A 20,196-nucleotide genomic window follows, 5' to 3' on the forward strand; every position below is an offset into this window, starting at 1 on the left:
CTTGTAGGTCCAAGACAATTTCATTCTAAAAGACATTGATATTCTAATCAATGTTGTAGGGTGTTTTCTGCCTCATTTTTTATTCTGAGGTATAATTATGAACACATCTATTGAAAAAATTAGGCTAGTAATTAGCTATATATTTAGTCATAAAAGCAATCGAGAAATAGCTAAAATTGTAGAAATCTCTCGTGAAACTGTATCAAAAATCAAGTCCTTACTAATTTTGACAGAATTAACTTATGAAGATTTTACTAAACTAAACAATTCAGAATTAGAACAAAAATTAAAAATTAATCGCTCAATAAAACGTATCAAAAAGTCACAACCTGACTGCGAAGCGATATGTAGTGAGTTAGCTACGTATAAAGGACTTACAAAGGCTATTCTTTGGGAAGAATATAGATTGAAAACTCATGGAAATGGTGTTGGATACACACGGTTTTGTGAACTAATAAAACAAGCACAAAAACAAAAAGACATTCCAATGAAGCAAGAATATTATCCGGGTGAAATAGTACAAATTGATTACAGTGGGGATCTTGTAGATATTGACTTATTTAATGGTGATGTAATAAATGCCAATATTTTTGTTGGGGCTTTACCTTTTTCTAGTTTAATTTTTGCTTATGCCACGGAATCACAAAAAACCGAAGATTGGATTCGAGGATGCTCTCAAATGTTTGATAAAATTGATGGTATTCCTCAAACTATTGTTTGTGACAATGCTAAAGCATTAATTACCAAACATAGAAATCGAATCGTTGAAGTTAATCCATATTTTCAAGAATTTTTAGAATTTCATAAAATTAATGTTCTGCCAGCTCGACCACGGAAACCAAGAGATAAAGCAGTCAGTGAAAATGCCGTGAATATTGTACAAAAGCAGATTTTAATGAGAATACGTCATGAAAAATTTACAAGTATAAAGGCTTTGAATGAAAGACTTGAATATATGGTGGATTGTTATAATCATAAAAAAACTAAAACTTTTTCGCAGGGTCGGATGGCTATATTTCTTGAGCATGAAAAAAAATTACTTAGACCCTTACCTTTAATCAAATACAAAGTATTGAATGAATATTCGAAAACAATAGTACCTTCTGATTATCATGTGAAATATTTGAACAATTCTTACTCTGTTCCTCATCAGTATATTAGAGAAAAAGTTGAGCTAAAAATTTTAGATAATCAGCTATATATCTATCAAGATAAAAAACTAATCGCTCAACATACGCTTCTTCAAGGCGAAGGAAAAATCTCTACATTTTATGAACATAAAACGGAGAATCATAGAACTACAGATTATCTATCGAAGGAAAGTATTTTAAATTGGTCCCAATCAATTGGCACTAACACGTTCAATTACTGTAATATGATTATTTGTAAAAACTCAAATTTATACAACAACTTAAATTATTTATTTGATTTCAGAAGTTGGGTTAATAGTAAACAATTCATTGATCGACTTGAACAGGCCTTATGTTATGCCTATAAATTAAAAATAGAAAATTTGGCTAGATTAAAGTCCATTATTGAATCAAGATCATATTTGGAGTTTGATCGGCTTTGTTGCACAAATAGACGAAAGGTAGAGTTGTCTAATCTTCAGATATTTATGCAACAGCCACCGTTTTAGCTGTACCAAGTTGAGTAAATTTATTCAAAATATCGACTCTTATTTGCAAATCAACCACCTGACGATTAAAGCATCGACTAGATACACCTTGTCCAAGTCGTTTCAAGGCAAACATTTTAGCCTCTATTCGGGATCGTCGATGATAACCAATATCTCGTTTCCACTGCTTTTGACCCCTGTCCCAACAGCCTTGTACTGCATGATTCCTTGCTTTACCAATTTCATTTTCTGCCCATAAAGCAGCATTGGAACGAGGAGGGATAATTACATTTGCTTGCCGTTTCAAAATCGCATCATAACAATTCACTGTGTCATAAGCACCATCAGCCGTGACAGATGCAATGGGTTCATCAATTTGATCTAAAAGAGGTTGGAGCATTTCAGCATCACCATATTGGCAGGTCGTGACTTCAACCGCTTGTATTTCTCCACTGTTTGCATCTGTCGCGAGATGTAATTTCAGCCATTGACGATGTTGGTTTACGCCATATTTTTTACGCACCCATTCCCCATCACCTGTAACTTTGATCCCTGTGCTATCAACTAAAATATGCAAGTCTTCCTGTGGATTTTTTGCTGATTTATGTAGAAGTGGCTGGAGCTTATCTGCTCGCCGACTCAATGTTGAGAAGTCTGGAACATTCCAGTCGAGGTGAGCCATTTGAAAAAGGCTTTGAATGAAACCTTGTGTTTGGCGTAAAGCCAGTTGGAACAGGTTTCGTATCGTGAGGGCAAATTGAATTGCTATATCAGTGTAGGTAGGTTGACGTCCTTTTTTTCCAGTAGGTGTTGCAGACCATTGCATTTGGGGATCAAACCAAATGGTGAAAGCACCCCGTTGACGTAAAGCCTGATTGTACTCAGACCAGTTCGTTGTTTTGTATCGGCTTTTTGATTGTGTATTCATCTAACATGTATGGGGATGAAATTTATTTATGCAACAAAGCCAGTTTGATCAACAAGATGTTGTAAAAGAACATAAAAATCTGCGTGGTTCCAGTTATTATAAAGGGGATAAATAAATGTTAAATCCTCATTTATCAACATTACTTGCACAGTTGAAATTGCATGGTTTTACTCAATCATTAGATTCTAATATTGATGCTGTTTATTCAGGTGAAATCAATTTTGAAGAAGCTATGATTGATGCTTGTAAAACCGAGTTGTTAACTCGGGCACGAAAGCTCACTGAACGACTAATACGAAATGCGCATCTAAGATATCCTCATGCTTGTATTGATGAAATTAAGTTTGATATAGAACGTCGTGGCTTATCAAAGCAATTTGTTAATAGATTTTCAGAGTGCACTTGGATTAATTTACATAAGAACATGAGCATACAAGGTCCAACTGGGGTAGGAAAAACATGGCTTGCATGTGCTTTCGCAACTGAAGCATGTAAAAAAGGTTATAAGACTATTTTTTATAGAGCATCTGAGTTTTTTGAAGCATTAGAACAAGCTATAGATCAATCAAATGAAAAGCTTTTTATTAAAAAATTGATTAGATATGATTTACTTATAATTGATGATTTTGGTCTTAGTAATATTCCTCCAAAAATAGAAAGTCTTTTACTAGAATTTATTGATAATTATTCAATATGCGGCAGCTTACTTATTACAAGTCAATTCTCATATGATTTATGGCACACAAAATTCCAAGATCCTACCATTGCTGATGCAATTCTAGATCGAATTATCCATAACTCTTATACACTGGAAATAGATGGTGACTCAATGAGGAAAACTGTAATGCTAGATACAACTACCACTCTTTAAGAGTGGTAGATTTTAAAGTGAAATGGGTGGCAGATTTTGAGTGTGATATACAGCTTGTTCACTTTTGACAAGTTCTTTGGCACGTTTTTTTGCTCTCTGAACAGACAATCCTGATGGGAAAACTAAGTTTTGCATAAGTGCTAACCTTATAGCTTGCCATTTTTACTGTGCAGCCCACATCACCCTTATGGCATTACAATAAGGATAGGAATATTCATCTCAAGACAAGAAATATACATTATCACAAGGGGACATTCGCCAACTCAACTAAAATTGAGCGGTGGACTGACAAGCATAGTATCGATGCTTGATATCAAATTAATGTCCAAACAAGTAAATGTCAAAATATTTTTGGTATGGAATAAAAAAGAGCTCTTTTTAAATTTTTTAAGTTTTATTTAACTTTAGATAGGGCATGTATAGACTATGAAAGTAGTATCATTGCTTTTACAGCCTAGCGAATAGGTCAAAAAAAGCTTGACCTATCCTAGAAGTTGAACAAGATTTCTCACATCTTCATTGCGTGGAAATTCTTGAGATAAAATATTTGCAATACTTTTTGGATATTTATGAATTTTACCTTGAGACGCTACATTAATCGCATGAACCCATTGATCGTAAATGGTGCCGTTAGTAACTAGATCACTAGCATTTCCACCAGCTCTTAGCCATATAGTTTTTAATCTGTCAGCAAAAAGCTCCGCACATAACTCTATAATTATTTCATTAATTTCATGATGAGAAATAATCGTATTTCTTGTAGGAAAGCTTCTGGCCTCGAATAGTTTTAACTTAAGTCTTTCTGTCTTAGATAATAAGGCCTTAATATGTGGAATAGTTTCCTTAAATGTCTTGTCTCCACTCTTATAAGAAGAATAGATATCTTTTGCAATGTTTTTCCACTTGTTTTGGCTAATTATAATACCAATCATATTTCCCTGACTTTTCCAACTTCCATGGCTAAGTAGATATCTTGCAATTTCCTCATTTATAGAGCGCCATTGGATTAGTTGTATAATCGTATTTAAAGGTAAAGAGCTTTTTTGTTGAGCAAGTTGAATGATTTTTTGACTAAGTAATGATTCTGGTTGGCTAATATTTTTAACTGCTAGTAGAGTCAATATTTTCTCAGCTACAGAATGAAGTATTAAATTTTTTTGAGGGTTTTCAATATGTGACCATATTAAATCTCTATTATCATAATTTAAAAAAATATTAGAGATTTCGTCATCTATATGCAAAGTTTGAATTATTTTGTTGAGAATTTTTTCTGGATTATTGTTGCTAATAATTTCACTTAAAATATAGAGAATATAATATTCTTTTGTTTCTTTAGTTGGAAGAATTTTATTGTCGATATCAAGACAGTTAAGCCATACTTTAAGCCAAATGTAATTACCTAGGTCAATATTGTTTAATATTTTTTTATCTAATAAAATTCTATTTGTTACAAATTTTAAAATACTGGTATTTTTATATTCAATGATAGCGTAAATTATCTCTGAATTAGGATAATTATCTACCAAGGTTTGTAAGCTCTGTGAGTTATTGAAAGTTAATTGATGTGTAAGAGATTCTTTAGCATCATAAAAGTATCCTGCGGCTAATGCATGTGCATGATACCAATTATTTTTCTTGCAAAAATCTAAGAAGTTTTTAGTAATATTTTCTTCTGAAAATTGAGACTTATCACACAACTTAACTTCAAAGGATTTTTTATCAGTAAGAATATTTTCTATAATTTGTGAAATGATAGGATTGGATAATAGTGATAAGTATTCAGACGCTAACCCATTGGTTTTATTTATATTGTGACTAAATCCAGCTAAAACTATTTCACTCCACCATTTATAAGACTTTTTTTCACTAGCTGTTTTAAGGATAATTTCAATTTTTTCTAGATTAAAATTATTGCTTAGATTTGAGATCATCCAATTGTATATATCAATGCTATAGTCTGGAGGTAAAGGAATATTGGCAAGAGTAAACAATTGATCAATATCTAAATTATTTATATTTTTATTTATAAAATCAGTAGTTTCCTCTACTAATTTTATAATTAGTGAATTTTTATCCTTACCTGTTGATAAACTAGCTCTTAATAGTTTAATAGAGTTTGGTATGTTGGGATTTTTTTTGTACTCCTGATAATTGTTTATTATTTTCTCTACAATTCTTAATTCATTTAAGTTGTTATAGTCACAAATTAGTTCTTTAAAAAATAAAAAACCTTCACTGTGTTTGTTCAGTAGAAATTCTGAAATGTTTTTTCTGTTTTGTATACTATGACTTTTAACTTTACTAAATCTATCTGTCCAAGAAAGCTCATAGTTACCTAATACACAGTATAATATTGGGTTTAACAAAGATGTTGTATCTTGCTCTTTAAATACACAATGCAGAGATAAGTTTTGACGTGCTTTTGGCCATAAAGACTTCCATAAAAAACTAATAATATTGGGCCATTGCTCAATATTGTTCGTTAAACATACAGAATTTGAGTCTATTAATGTATTTAAAATAGTTAAACATTCATCATGGGGTAAAGAAAAATTTATGATATTTTTACCCATTAATTGATTGAGTACCGTATCAATTTCTTCTTGTTCCAGTAGATGAGTGATGGGCCAGATTGCGACGTTACTCTTTACTGAGCCAGATCTTGTTTGGGTTAAATCTGGTGTTGTATACCAAATAGCGAAATAGGTATCTATAGTTCCACAATTAAGGGTATATTCCCAGCTTGAAGGTTGGCTGGGGGGGATATCTGTTAGACTAACTAATTCTATAGGAAATTCAATATCAGTTTCAGATATTAGTTTATGACCTCGAGAAGTATATCCAAATACTAAATACTTAGGCCAAGCCATTTTATCCATTATTATTAACCATAAATCCAAACTATAGGTGAGGTTAGATCAGCACTTCTTTCAGGGTTATCTGGAGAAATAATCCATCCCTGATTTTCAGGACCATTATCTACAAAAGTATTTTGTGATCTTTTATCTAAAGGTCTGCCTAGTGAAGATAACCCCCATATAGAGATTCTATCTTTTTCCCAGTTAGAATGTAAAAATTGATTTAATAATGGTAATTCTTTTTCAAAAATTTCTTTAGGTGTAGTAGTGCTAGTTGAGTTAGAGATCTGATCATAACAAGATAAGACAATTGCAAGTTTAGGTTTTGAAATTCTTTTACTTCTTTTCAAATTACAAACATGAAGTATGATTTGAAATAGTTCAATCCACCAGATGTTAGCATCAACACTATCTGTGTCCTCTTGTTTTGTCTTTCCTTTTTTTATTACATCTCGATTTGTTAATAGATCCTCAATTTTATGTTTATATTTAGTTTCATCATTCAGGCGAATAAATACCATCCAACCATTTGCATTGATTAAAGTTTCGGCCCATTTTTCATTTACTGATCTGCTTTCAAAAATATGAGTCAACTGTTCGCCAGCATAATCGAACCAAGTAAGATCTACTTCTTTTTCATTTTTTATGACTAAAGGTAATGATACATTCGCAAACTGAGAAGAGGTTGTTCTTTGAGGATTATTACCCTCAGCTAACCTTTCTAGAGCTTCTTGAAAGATATCAAGATTTTCTGGAGTATTACGTATAGCAATTTGTTGCTCTACGCCTCGAGTTAATCTTCCATATAGTTGAGCTGAATAAACAGTTTTACCGCTATTTGGCTTTCCTAATACCATAATAGAATTAGTTTTATCCATGGTTTCCTCTAAAAGACTCAAATATAGAATTACCAATAATATGATCAGTGATTTCTTTATGTTCTACTGAAATATTTGAAATTAATTCATTAATTATAGTAAACATTTCATCTGGTTGTGTTATTGAACAAGAATGATTAGACGTTGAGCAGAAGTTGATTGAATTAAGATTACGAGTAATTAAATCACGAATAGTTTTCGGGATATTATTGTTTTCTTCCGCTTTAGTCCAAACTAAAGCAATATGTTTTGCATAACGATAGTCTTTTAATCGATCAAAAATACTTGAGATATCATTTCTGGTGCTTCCACGGATTTTAGCATCTTTGTGTGAAAGTTTTTCTGAATCAGAAGTTATAATGAGTAAGTCAGAATGAGTTATTACCCAATTTGCACCTTGAGCTAAATTAGGATTAGTTGCCCATTGATTGAACCATTCCCCTGGAGCATCTATAAATATAACATCTCGAATTCCATCGTTTTCATCTCTAAAAGATAGATGTAAAAAACCTGGTGTTCTCGCATCTCCCCTTGGTGTTCGAGGAGGAAAGTCTGGTGAGGATAAGGGAGAGGCGAATCTAGAGTTTTTTGCTAGGGCCTCCCATGATTCAAGAGTATAACTTGCCCAAAAATCTCCAAATTTTAATTTTTTACCACTTAAAATCTGTAAATATAGTGAGAGTAGAATTGTAGATTTACCTGCTTCTGCTGGACCTACGATACCAATAATTAAAGGTTTCCGAACATCGGATAATTTTTGTAGACCTTTAAAACCTAGATGTGTTCCACTCCAAAAAACTTTATATGCAGATTTAGATGTATCCTCGACTAATTGTTCATCGGTTTCCTCAGGTTTAATAAAATCTTCACAATCAGTCATATGAAGATGACCTTTTTCACAGCTTATACCATCTGCGATACCACATTCTGGATTATTACATTTATACATTTTTATTCCTGAAATCTATAAACTTGCTCTTGTCTATAAATGGCTTTGGCTAGATTTGGTAAAGAGATTTCGTCAATTTGTATAATACATTGATTTTTTAAAGTTTCTAAATCAATATCAGTTTTAAATGCTGAAACGATAAGATCTCTTATATTCAAGCAATTTTGATTCGAAGAAAGTTCAAGATTATTAAAGATATCTTTAGTCAATAGCTCCGCTTTATTTTCTCTAATTTTTTTTAGAATATCTATTAATGGATACTTTGTATCATAATTAGCATTTTCTGTTTGGTTAATTGATTCAGCTAAAATATAAGTTGAACTAACAGGAGCTGGATATCCTTTAATGAGTTGTAATAGATCGATTGCCATTACTAATGGATTAAGTAAAGGATCGATTTCTCGATAGCTTTTAAAAAAACTTTGTGAATACTTTGCTTCATACCACCAGAGTATATTTAATTGCTCATTTTGATATTCAAAAGGACTTTTTAATGCTGAGGAAACAGAATTTATCTGATCATTTAATTCTTTAAATGTATCTGTAAAATTCTTTGCAACTTTTTCAGCAGAGACTTCAACTTCACCGTCAGCTTGAAAAATTTCAGACTTAAAAGTTTTATTTTTTAATCCTTTAATTTCTACACTTTCTGTATAAGTAGAATAAGAATAAATATTAAGTTTTTTGTTCCATTCATCAACTAACTCTTTACTTAGAATTATATGAGGGTTATGAACAGATAAATATGGCCAAATATCAACTATGTTTAATGCCAACATAGATGCATAGCTATTATTCTTTTCTGCAAGTTTCACACATGCATATAGAACCATTGCTGTAAGTAATCTATGGGGCTTTTCATCAGGATAAATAAAACCAACATTTATCCAATACTCTTTCAATGTAGAATATGCGGATTGCATTGCCACATTTGTCTCAAAAAAAGACTCTTTAATTAAAGAATGAAATCCATCAATTAAGAGATTTGGCTCCATATCATTTGCAAACTTTTCAGCCGCAGCATTTACTTTATCAAAGCGATCATCACTTTCAGTAATTTGTTTATCAATGCAACCAGCTTTATTTAAAGCTTCTAAAAAACTCATACTCATTAGATAATTCCTTTTAATTTACATATTTGCTAAGAGATTTATTTTTAGGAAAATCTACTAAAATATTTTTAATTAAATCATCAATAGTAACATTTGCCCCATTAGTTGCTTTATGTATCAACTCAAACCAGAGGTCAGAAATATTTGAGATATTAGAAATATCTGAAGGTTTACCGCCTGATTTAACCCAAATACTTCTTATACTATTTACATCATAATATAAAGTTGATAACTCATTAATTAGACCTTTATTAGATAAGGCAGAAACTCCAGGAATAAGTTCATTTATTTCTTGATTGCCTAGAATTAAATCAGAACAATTTATTAAAAGTTTGATCAAGCATTCAGCTGCGGCTCGCGATGCAAAATGTCTATACGTATCATCTTTAAAAGTATCACCGTAATCTGAAACAGCTTTGGAAATTATGATAGGAATATCTAATATTTCGCCTAAGGCTGCTAATCCACTTGCCTCCATATCTATCCCTAAGACTTTACGCATATCTCGATCAGCTAAGTAATTGAATATGTTCTCATCTTCTTTCACAGTACTTCCAGTTGCCATAGGTGCAATATGGAGTGAAAAATCAGGATCATTGGGGAGACCAAAAAGATATTCCTCTTTTAATGTTGCTGCTTCCTTTAAACCTACATCAGTTAAATTAAATCCCTGTGGTGTAATCCAGTTACGCTTTTTTAAACGTTTAATTACTTCAGAGAAGCTAGGACAATACGTCTTAAATATTTCATTATCAGATGGTTGGATTCCTTCAAATAGCTGTAAAATAAGCCATCTTTCTTGATAGTCTAATGAGTATTGGGGTCTAAATTCTAACCATTTTTCTTCTTCAAGCTTAAAGCTTTGCATTCTCTGTAAAATTTTAGGATTAGGTCTAAATTGGAGTTGATCTCCTTGAAAACTTTCGACACCTCCAATAACGACTGATTTACCAGCATCATATGACCATAACCTATCGGCAAATATAACGTCACCAAGATGAACTTTTCCTCTTCTTCCTGCACAAATACCCGTCATACAGATGCACTTTATTCTATTTTTTTCTTGTTGTAGTAAAGAGGTGGTTGCAGCAATTGCTTGCTCTCGGCCCATAAAGTTTTGCCAAGTAGCCATTAGAGATAAAGTGCCTGATGCACTTGCTATAGTTGCTTTAGCAACAGTCCATCCATCAACAACCTCTTCTTTCCAAGAGGTTTCACCACCTAGTGTTTTTAGTAAGGCATTGTATTCATCGCGTAAGGCACAAATAATAAGTACATCAGTCATATTTAATAATTGTATTGCATGAAATACTAAATCATATAACAAAATCACTTTTCTTAAAACAATATTTGGAATTTTTTATTGGGATAGATATCTAATTAACATTATGATTTCTTTGATAAAAAATTAAGAATACTCTGATTGTCGGGCTTCGCTCGTTGATATGCCTCGCTGTTAATTATTTTTTTAAATATTCTTATTTTTACGATGTGACTGGCCTTTAATTGCATTAAATGTATGGCATTAGCTTAACTACGAATGAACAACTTTTTAAATTTCTAAAACTGTTAAGAATCCCCCAAAAACAGTCCCTGTATCAATGAAAAAGGGTGGTGTTTCAAAAAGTATGCTGAAACAAAGCAGGTTGAATTTTGATTAAATAGAGAAATGCGAATAACTCTAGAAATCAAATGTCCAACCTGCCTCAGTGACAGTATAAAGAAAAATGGCATCAAAGTAGATGGGAAACAAAACTATCAGTGCAAAGACTGTAAACGTCAGTTTATTGGTGGCCATGCTCTGAGCTATCTAGGATGTCATTCAGGCATTACTGGAAAAATATTACAGTTGATGGTCAGAGGTAGTGGTATTCGAGATATCGCTGAAGTTGAGCGAATCAGTATCGGTAAAGTTTTACGTACTTTAACCGAATCGACCTACCAAATTCAGCCTAAACAAAGTCATTATGAGTCTCTTGAAGTTGATGAGTTTTGGACTTTTGTGGGAAATAAAAATAATAAACAATGGCTTATTTACGCCTACCATCGAGAAACAGGTGAGATTGTTGCTTATGTTTGGGGTAAAAGAGACTTAGCTACAGTTCAACGATTGAAGGCAAAGCTTAAACAATTAGGTATTCACTACACCCGAATTGCAAGTGATCATTGGGACAGTTTCATAACTGCTTTTAAAAACTGCAAGCAAAGTATTGGTAAATTTTTTACTGTAGGTATTGAAGGTAATAATTGCAAAATAAGGCATCGAATTAGGCGCGGTTTTAGAAGGAGTTGTAATTTTTCAAAAAAGATTGAAAACCATTTTAAAGCTTTCGACTTAACCTTTTTTTACATCAATAATGGCTTCATTTAATGTCAGCATACTTTTTGAAACACCACCTGATAGTTTTCTTATTCCATCCAAAATGATTTTAGTTTGATGAAATAAGAAAAAATATATTTTTGAATTACATATATTGTGGATGGCAATCACCAATTTTAAAATTGGTGATTGATCGCATGAAATTCATTCTAGTACATTCTCAAATTCCAAAGTAAAGAGCTGGTTTCCTATTAAAGAGTAATTAACCGATTGTAAATCCGATTAGCCCAACTTTCTAAACCTTCAATACTATGTTTTCAACGATAGGTTGGAAAGCGGGAACGGAATGAGCGCCATAGAAAAAATGATACCGATACGATGATCCAGGCAAGGATAATGCCAACGAGGTTGGGAAACAGGTCAACAACACGAGGATTGTGGCCAATTACGGTGGTCTGAACGAGTTCCCAGCTCACTCCCACAAGAAATGTCAGTATGGCAGCAAGCCAAGTGCGAGAATAGCCAGTTGCGAGTACTGCAAGAATAAACAGCATAACCATGGACGCTATGTGCGGAACCTTGGTAAGCGCATTGGTGATTGTTTCAAACGTAACGGTGAAGTCCATCTGCGGAGGACGACGACCATCAGGCGCCCGATTAGCAGCCCAAATACTGGCTAAAGCGAGGGCCGTAAAAGGTAGTATTCGAAGAAACCTTAGAGCTTTCATTGAGCAAGGACTCCAGTATGAAAAAGTCACTATTTACACTTTACAAAGTATCTATAATATTGAATGAGAGAATAGCATCCAAACAAGTGTAAATTTAGAAGATAGCTATTAATAGTTTTCTACTCTTATTGGGTTAAACCTGTATAAATCCGACTAGCCCAGCTTTCTAAGTCTGCAAGAGCGACGTTTTGACCTTCATCAATACGAGGGTGATTCAATCGGATCTGTCGCATTGCTATTTTTTTGATAAAGCCAAGTGGCCAGTTAAGCGTTTTTTGAACCACAAACTTGCGAAGTTTTTCATAATCTTCTTCCCAACTATTCATATCTTTTATCGTTAATAATTGCGTTGAAAGACGGGTCGCATTATCGGATGTATCAACTTCTAGTAAAATGAAATGTTGGCCTCGATAAATGAAATGTACTTCAGCAATACAGCGTGGATTTTTATCTGCTTTTAGATGTTTGGTAAATCCTTCTACTTCAGGTAGTACTTTTAGAGTTAGTGAATACTGTATCCCATACTTTTCCTCAAGTTTATAAAGCATCTGCATAAAAGCGGAGAAACGGTCTAGGTATAAATGGGCATCATCAGTTTGATCCTTTGCACCCTCAAAATCACCCGCTTTAACTGAACCACCAATTCCTGGTTCATCTGCATTCACATCACCAATTAATTCATCAATATACTCTTGAGCATCATCCACGATAACAGCGTTTTTTGTACCAGTTTTATCTGCGACTTTCCTTGTTTCAAATGGATCATTAAAATCAAGTAAAGTGGTTGGAGCATCTACAATAGTAGGCTTGTTGCTAGGCGTTGCTTCTTCCTCATCATTGAGTTTGGGCTCTGCATGATTCGGCTTTGGTGGTATGGTACTGGTATTACCCGATTTTTTTGAGGCTTTAGAAAATTTATCATGATGAAAATAAACAGGCTTATCAATATGGGTGGAGAGCCCAGAAAAGCCAATGATTTCATCTATCTTAAATGTATTGGTTAACCTGTCATAGTAACCATGCGCTTCAATGTTCACGTCTGTTAAATTGGGTGGGATGAAACTAAAGTTCCATGTTCTTACCGTATTATTGATACTTTCAAAAGCCTGACACTGTTGAGCGATGCTTTCGTATGAAGCTCTTATGTTTTTATTTAGGAGTAAATATGCAAGAAATCGACGAAACCCAGGCTTATTGAAATGAGAAAGTGCAAGTGAACCCTCACATGAGGGAAGAACATTAATCAAGTAATGATCAGCCCTGTTCTGAATGTCAAAGTCTTCTGCCAGCACATTCAACTCAAGCGCAGATCGAGTTAGGTAAGCATTCTGGAAGAAGAAAGCTCTTGCCAACTCAAGCTGAGGCAATTGAATATGGACTTGCTTAACGGTTTGAACTTCATTTGAAAACGTTGCCAGAGCATCAAACCCAAAAAAGTGAAATTGTGATTTAGACTGGGCAAAAGACATCCACTCTGCTGGTAGGGGACATCTAAATTTTAGGTAAAAGCCTGACTTTCGATGCTCATTTTGTGTGGAGTTGATAATGCGACGTTTGGCTAACAAATGCATGTGGGAAAAAGAGGTGTTATATTTTGCTTTAGATTCTTCGGATTCTCCCCACAGATTAATAAACCAGGGGTTATCATCATATTTAAATAGTCGTCCTATACCTGTAATCAATGTATCTAAAGGGAGGCGTTTAATGTGCATAAATCTTCTTCTCACAAATCATATTTAGGAAAATTTGGGCTTCTTGAGTAATTCTTTCTTTACTTAATCCTGCAAGTCGTAATATCCGCCATCTATCTGTAGTACTGGATTGGGTATAACCAAGCTTGATCATGGCATGGGTAATTCTCCGTATTTGATAAGTCATTGTATCTTCAGAATAAGTTGAAAGAAATTTGGAACTTAAAGGCAGTTGGTGCAAATGTTTGGAAATGGAATTTCCTTTGGATAACTGATTGAGAAACCAATTTTTTGACATTCTTGGACAAGCTAAATCATCATTTGAACGATATAAAACTTTGAATAATTCTTTGGTTATTGAAAAATCACGTATAAGCCAATTTACTTTATTTTTTCGGACTTGAGGTTGTGATAAATGTCTTGAATTAAAGGTCAGTAGCCAATTTTGATCATTTCTATATAGCCACATATAAATTGCCTGACCTGACTTAATATTACGGCCAGTCGTTACACCATGAAGTAGCACGATATTTTGCCATTTTTGTCTAATCTCTCTTATTTTTATAGGAGGAACATTCTCAGTAGAAATAGGTCGTTTTACAAAATATGGGGTTGTTGAAATAGAACCCACATATTGCATAATTTCTTTAGGTGACATTTCGGGTATAAATGAAGACCAGACAATACAATGTTCTAAGAAACTAAAGGCTTTGCGATGTTTTCTGAAAATCGATCTAAACCAGGACGTATCTTGATCAGGATCAATCCCTAAATTCTTAGATTTGAGATAGACATCATTAAACTTATTAATCACCTGCTCATAGGTCTGATCATGACAAACATGATTCCCCCTACGGAAATTCTTTGCATCAGCAATTTCCAGATAGAATCTAGTCCATTGTTCATAGCTTGGGGATGATTGAGGATCGAGTTGTAATAAATCTACAGCCATTTGCCCTAATATGAAGTCTTCCTTGTAATAGGAATGAGCAGAGTCTTGAGTTTGATTTGGTAATAAGGGCAAGAAAAGATGCCGATGCTGTTGTTGAATATAATCCTGAGACAGAAGTGAACAATTGTGTTTCAGGCAGATTGAAAGATTGGGTAGAAACCAAGCCCGATTCCAGAAATACTCTCCATAAGTTTCTCGTTGCTGCTGTATGCAGATTGGACAGTAGTGGAATTTGGTGTTGTTGGGGACTCTGGAAGCATTCAGACCAAGCATAAGATGAATAGATCCAGATGCCTGCTCAGCCATTAAAATGATTGCTTTTTGTCGATGGGATTCCTGAACAAAAGGTGCATATAAGCCAAACATCGTATGTTTGTAAATCAGGTCTATTAAAGTAAAACAGCCAGTTCGCTCTAATAAATGTACGATAGCATTTAAATGACTGGGTAAGTCTATGGTAGCAACGACTTTTCTATCTTGGTAAACCTCATCAAGTAGCTGTTTAGGACTTTGAATGCCATGGTGTAATCCAGCACGGGCGATGGTACTGTAAATCAGCTCATCAGGAAGCGGTGTTGGAAAATTCCACATGATTCTTACCCCATACTATGACAACAGGTCTGACATTTGCAGAATTAAACCTTGATGGTCTAATTGGGTATAAATACTTTCTGGGCTGGTTGGGTTCATTGAGAAAACATGACGAAGATCGGTATCCTCCAGCTCATTCCATTGTTTTAAGCTAATCCGTTGGTTTTTCTTTTTGACTACTGGTACTTGTGACGTTGTATTGTCTGTTTCCATTGCTTGAATAATAGCAGCCAAGAGCTGTTGTCTAGATATTTGGGGTTTTAACGCTACAATTTTTTGAATGGCAAAGATGATGGAGTCTGACGGAAACTCATCTTTTAGCATCAAGTAGATACGTCGTTGATCATCATTATTCAACTGTTTTAAGGCTCGGTCTTCTTCGGATTCAACCGTAGATGCGGAGATTTTCTGAATAAGATGGATGATTTTCTTATCCATATCGGGTACAGCCAAATCTGAGAATTGAGCGATTCTTTCAGGTATACCTGAACGTAATGCGCTGAGCATAGGATGTACAAGTTTCAGTTCATCCTCATAAACACGCTTGAGTAGCTCTACAGTAATCGTTTCTGCTCCCGTTGCGAGGGCACGTAACTGGGCCAAAATAAAAAGTTTTACTACAATATCGAGAATACCTTGGCTCAAATCAAACCAGGTATCTCGAATCTCATCACTTAAGATAGGGTCTCTTTTCTGCAAATACTGCAACTTCCAAAGCGTATTAGTAAATGCTATCCACTCAGGATTTTGACTCTTCTGATCCGGTAGGTATTGTGGTATTGGGTTCCAAAAGATAGACCCTAGACCAGCAGCACGTCGGCTGGAACGTAGATCAAGATCAAAGATGTCTCTTGCTTTAGGTGTCCCCACAAAAAGTACAGGAATACCAATGGTATTGCTCATAGTGACAAAGAAGTTGAGCATTTTCTCTGAACCACCAGACTTTGCCCGACTTAAATGTTGAATCTCATCGATGACTAACAGGCCTAAAGCAAACATATTGGCTGTTTGAGCCATGAGAGCAAGCATGGTTTCTACGCCATGTCTTTTCATCCCATACTTTTTCTCATAATTTGAACCGATGATTTTATCAATCGCCCGAAAAAAATTGAGACAAAGTTCTTTAAGTGAACCATCATGTGAGCAATCTATCTTTAAATAGACGATCTGATGACGATTTAATGCTGGGTGAAAAATGACTTGAGGATATGACCCTAGTATTCTTCGTAAAGAGGTCGTCTTGCCACTGCCTGAACAGCCAATGATGGCCATGCTATGAGCAGTTGATTCGGTTTCATCAAAGCGTTTGGCATTCAAATCACGTGTTTGCAATCTTTCATAACCATTTTGCAGGTGTTGTTGCAACTTTCCTGTGTTTGGATTACGACCAACATATCCTCCACGAATCATGAGAGAAATACGTTCACTCAGTAACATATGCATTGCTAAAGGCTGAAAAAAAGAACCTGTGATCTGATGGATATTATGGGCACGAATGACTCTTTTTTGCTTTAGATCATCAAGAGTAGGCGTTACTTTTGAGATAAGATTTTTTGTATCTTCAAAAGGTTCTTGAATAGGCGGTAGAGCCTCAATGAACGGGTTATCTTTATAAGCATGAACACCAGTGTCCTGATATTCTGCATTTCTTATTATATGATTTGTCATGACTGATCATCCTCATCATCAAAAAGACCTGGAACGAACTGTGGATAGCTTGATTCATCTTGTTTTGGCTTAAATGAAATAATTGTTCCCTGATCTTTAGGGTGTTTATCAGTTTTTAAGGAAGTATTTGATAATTTCTCATTTTCACGAACAGACTTTTTATTCGATTTAATTTCAGATAAACGCTGGCGATTGGATACACCAGAGTTGGTCGCCATTTTTTTTGATTCAGCAATGGTGTCACGAATAAATTGATCCAACTCTCTACGGGCAGTTTTACTGTTATCTTTTTCAATTGCATGTAGATTCTTTTCTTGATCTTGTATCTCCCACACTTGCCAAAATGACATACCCGCAAATTGACGACTTTTGGTTGATAAAGAACATTCCCAATAGATCGTACTATCGTGTTTTGGGAATAAATATATCTTATCTACACAACTTGGATCATAAGCAGCTTGGAGATCCTGTGGGCGAGTGACTTCTTTACTACGATGTAACCAGCCTTCTCTAAGTATCTCTGATCCAATGTAATACAGGCCCCATAAATTGACACCAGAAGTGGAAATGGAAACTTTTTTACGAGGTAGTATCATGATCCGTAAAGTATCTGGATCTACAGTACGAAGATGGCCTGTACGGTTTTGGATTCCCCAGTTCCATATATGTAATGGAATTGAGGGTAAGTCTGGAGGGAAATCTGCATCTCTGTCATAAGTATCCAATACATGATACTGATTACGATAAAGTATGGTCTTTATGATTATCTTGGCAAAGGCTGAAATAGGTACAACCGCCTCAAGACGGTAATCTTTTTCACCATGTTTTTGAATACGATTTCCTTTGACTACCCCAGGGGCATAAGGTTTGAATTCTGCCTGTAATGTTCCAAAATAGCGTTCAACAATACCTTTTGCATCCCCTCGATAAGCAGGCGCATTTTCAATACGAACATTATAGCCTTGGATTAAGCGTTCGACCTGATGACTCATCATTTCACCACGGTCAGCAAGGATGACATCGGGCAAGCCTAGGGTTGGCCATTGTTCTGGCTCGATATCAATTCCAAGCAATTTGCATAAACTGACTTTATCACTGCAAGCATTTACAATCGCCTGCATAGCAACAACATAGGATGGATTATGAAATCCGATATAGAATCCCACGACCATTCTGCTAAAAACGTCAACCACTACATATAGGATCGGACGACCTAGAATCTTGCTTCGATCATCATCAGCAACTAAATAGATATCAGCAATAGTTGCATCAATTTCATAACGACTACCTGGCCCAAGGGTATTAGCTGTAGCAGTTCCACTTAATGGCCGTACATCTTTTTGGAAACTCAAGACAGGAGTTCTGGCTTCTATTCTCTGTGGAAGTTCGTATTCACGTTTGTAGAAATGGTCAAACTGTCTACGTGTCGGAATATCTCCCTGTTTTATATGTGGGTAATGTTGGACAAAAAGTTCTTCAAATTGTCGATGAGCCGATGTGATATTGATTTTCTTGTCATTTAATAATTCAGATTCAACGACTAATCGAAAGAGCCGTTCAATTTCTGGTGTAATTTTAATACCAGTTCCATTACCAAATTTACGCTTTGCTCCAGATTTTTGAGAACCAGCTAAGGTTCTTGGCTTTCCTGGTGCACCAGCATTTCTATAATCTGGCAATAAGGCATTTGGAATTTGGCCTCTTTGCCAATAGCGGCGTAGGTATTTGTATATCGTCGCCTTAGTTGCGATATTTGTCTGTTCTACTAAACGAACCCGTTTAGCTCTAATCTCTTCATTAAAACAGCCCGTGTCATATACGATTGGTTCAATAATTCGGTAAGCCTGAGCACGTTTTTCAAAAGCGACTGAGTTTACGGGTGGCTCTATAGACTTAAGATATTCAAAAGGGTCTGAACTTCTAAATAAGCGTTTTTCATCAATCCATTGTGAAAGTTGTTCTTCAAGAACTAAAGATGGAACTCCTTTGGTTTCCTCCATATGAATCCATATGATTTCGCCAGATTGAAAGAATAAAATCCGGTAGTGGCTTTCATCAAATTTAACGACCTCATTGATTTGCCACATATGACACCTCTAAATCAAACAGCAGGTCAGACCCTTTTAATTTCTGGAATGGCTGTTGGATATCAAATTTAATTAAACGATTTGCTATAAGTGTTCTTAAATATTGTAGGGTTGTTCCAGAGGTAGTTTTTTCCTGTGTATCCACTTCTGTACAGAGTTTAATGATAGAAACCCCTGGTTTTTTTGACAAATAATAAGAAATTGTATGTAGGCTATCCCAGATATCAGGTTCTAAATGTTCAGTAATAAAAGGGCTCAACCATTCAAGATTTTTTCGGGCAGTTGTGGGAATATTTTGTTCCGTCACAATACTCCATGGGATTTCTTTAACCTCCCAGTATCGACGTTCAATTTCGAGTTTTTCAATTGTTCTTTCTTTGATGAGTTCTTTTAATGGTTTCACCTGAATAACGAATTGAGGTTTTTTCTTATCATTTGTATCAATCAGAAAATCGGAAGTCATGACCTGTTCCGAGCCTTGTATGCTGGGATGTCTCAAACCATGCTCTAAACAGATTTCTTTTGTGTCATCTAGATTCAAAGGAAATTGTTCCCGAATATCCTGAACAGAACTAGACCAATCTAAAATCAAAAAAACATACAGTTCCAAATTAGAAAGTAAATGATGAACTCTTTGCGTTTTATGAGAGTAAATACGATGAGAGACCCCACGAGAGGGTACATCCTGAATAGTCAGCCATGGTTGGTAATCTTTTCCCATACCTTGTCCACGACCACTTTTTATTCTTTTGCTAATTTGTTCTTGTGTGAAGAATCTCGGTGCTCTACTCATAGAAAAACCCAGCCTACTTTTTAATCAGTATAGCTGGGTTTAGCTAGTTTACAACTTTAATGTCTAGTTTAGAACTATATTGTTACAGTTTAGAACTTTAATGTTTAGTTTAAAACTATATTGTCCAAACACACAAACAACGTTGATAGCTG

15 protein-coding genes are annotated in these 20,196 nt (G+C 34.7%); 3 read left to right on the forward strand and 12 right to left on the reverse strand.

Features of this window, described 5'->3' with window-relative positions; genetic code table 11:
- Positions 1–97 precede the first annotated feature (97 nt).
- Complete coding sequence (gene istA, locus F885_RS09310; protein ID WP_005142168.1) at positions 98–1,639, forward strand: IS21 family transposase; 1,542 nt, start codon at positions 98–100, stop codon at positions 1,637–1,639.
- Here the strand turns inward: istA and F885_RS09305 are convergent.
- Positions 1,617–2,546 carry an IS5-like element ISAba10 family transposase gene (locus F885_RS09305; protein WP_005313773.1) on the reverse strand — a complete coding sequence of 310 codons (930 nt, stop codon included), beginning with the start codon at positions 2,544–2,546 and terminating at the stop codon, positions 1,617–1,619. The genes istA and F885_RS09305 overlap by 23 nt on opposite strands.
- A gap of 115 nt (positions 2,547–2,661) precedes the next feature.
- Between F885_RS09305 and istB the strand changes: the two genes are divergently transcribed.
- Positions 2,662–3,417: an IS21-like element helper ATPase IstB gene (gene istB, locus F885_RS09300; protein ID WP_005317197.1), complete on the forward strand. Its 756-nt coding sequence runs from the start codon at positions 2,662–2,664 to the stop codon at positions 3,415–3,417.
- 482 nt (positions 3,418–3,899) lie between these two features.
- On the opposite strand, the gene F885_RS09295 is transcribed toward istB, so the two are convergent.
- From F885_RS09295 to F885_RS09275, 5 genes are read right to left on the reverse strand one after another with little or no spacing between them, the layout of a single operon-like run.
- Entirely contained in the window at positions 3,900–6,296 is a 2,397-nt protein-coding gene (locus F885_RS09295) for a GAP1-N1 domain-containing protein (protein WP_005142132.1), read from the reverse strand.
- Positions 6,297–6,301: 5 nt separating this feature from the next.
- Positions 6,302–7,153 (reverse strand): TRAFAC clade GTPase domain-containing protein, encoded by an 852-nt coding sequence (locus F885_RS09290; protein ID WP_005142131.1) that lies wholly within the window; start codon positions 7,151–7,153, stop codon positions 6,302–6,304.
- A complete protein-coding gene (locus tag F885_RS09285; protein ID WP_005142130.1) occupies positions 7,146–8,102 on the reverse strand; it encodes a TRAFAC clade GTPase domain-containing protein in 957 nt (318 codons plus the stop codon). Before F885_RS09285 ends, F885_RS09290 begins: the two co-directional genes overlap by 8 nt.
- A gap of 2 nt (positions 8,103–8,104) precedes the next feature.
- Positions 8,105–9,214 (reverse strand): GTPase-associated system all-helical protein GASH, encoded by a 1,110-nt coding sequence (locus tag F885_RS09280; RefSeq protein WP_005317202.1) that lies wholly within the window; start codon positions 9,212–9,214, stop codon positions 8,105–8,107.
- Positions 9,215–9,227: 13 nt separating this feature from the next.
- Positions 9,228–10,499: an effector-associated domain EAD1-containing protein gene (locus tag F885_RS09275; protein ID WP_112986303.1), complete on the reverse strand. Its 1,272-nt coding sequence runs from the start codon at positions 10,497–10,499 to the stop codon at positions 9,228–9,230.
- Positions 10,500–10,883: 384 nt separating this feature from the next.
- On the opposite strand from F885_RS09275, the gene F885_RS09270 reads away from it, so the two are divergent.
- A complete protein-coding gene (locus tag F885_RS09270; RefSeq protein ID WP_005317206.1) occupies positions 10,884–11,585 on the forward strand; it encodes an IS1-like element ISPa14 family transposase in 702 nt (233 codons plus the stop codon).
- Positions 11,586–11,851: 266 nt separating this feature from the next.
- On the opposite strand, the gene F885_RS09265 is transcribed toward F885_RS09270, so the two are convergent.
- From F885_RS09265 to F885_RS09240, 6 genes are all read right to left on the reverse strand, one after another.
- The gene (locus F885_RS09265) at positions 11,852–12,262 is read right to left on the reverse strand and encodes a VanZ family protein (protein ID WP_005142114.1); all 411 of its coding nucleotides are present in this window, start codon (positions 12,260–12,262) and stop codon (positions 11,852–11,854) included.
- Positions 12,263–12,387: 125 nt separating this feature from the next.
- Positions 12,388–13,974, reverse strand: a complete 1,587-nt coding sequence (locus F885_RS09260; protein WP_005142113.1) for a Tn7-like element transposition protein TnsE — start codon at positions 13,972–13,974, stop codon at positions 12,388–12,390.
- Positions 13,964–15,496, reverse strand: a complete 1,533-nt coding sequence (locus F885_RS09255; RefSeq protein WP_005142112.1) for a TnsD family Tn7-like transposition protein — start codon at positions 15,494–15,496, stop codon at positions 13,964–13,966. Before F885_RS09255 ends, F885_RS09260 begins: the two co-directional genes overlap by 11 nt.
- Before the next feature lie 15 nt (positions 15,497–15,511).
- Complete coding sequence (locus tag F885_RS09250; protein ID WP_005142110.1) at positions 15,512–17,164, reverse strand: AAA family ATPase; 1,653 nt, start codon at positions 17,162–17,164, stop codon at positions 15,512–15,514.
- Positions 17,161–19,251, reverse strand: coding sequence for an integrase catalytic domain-containing protein (locus F885_RS09245; RefSeq protein ID WP_005142108.1), 2,091 nt, complete (start codon positions 19,249–19,251; stop codon positions 17,161–17,163). Before F885_RS09245 ends, F885_RS09250 begins: the two co-directional genes overlap by 4 nt.
- Complete coding sequence (locus F885_RS09240; protein WP_005142106.1) at positions 19,235–20,044, reverse strand: heteromeric transposase endonuclease subunit TnsA; 810 nt, start codon at positions 20,042–20,044, stop codon at positions 19,235–19,237. Before F885_RS09240 ends, F885_RS09245 begins: the two co-directional genes overlap by 17 nt.
- Between the last annotated feature and the right edge of the window lie 152 nt (positions 20,045–20,196).

The sequence above is a fragment of the Acinetobacter higginsii genome, assembly GCF_000369845.1.
In the GTDB taxonomy this organism is placed as follows: domain Bacteria; phylum Pseudomonadota; class Gammaproteobacteria; order Pseudomonadales; family Moraxellaceae; genus Acinetobacter; species Acinetobacter higginsii.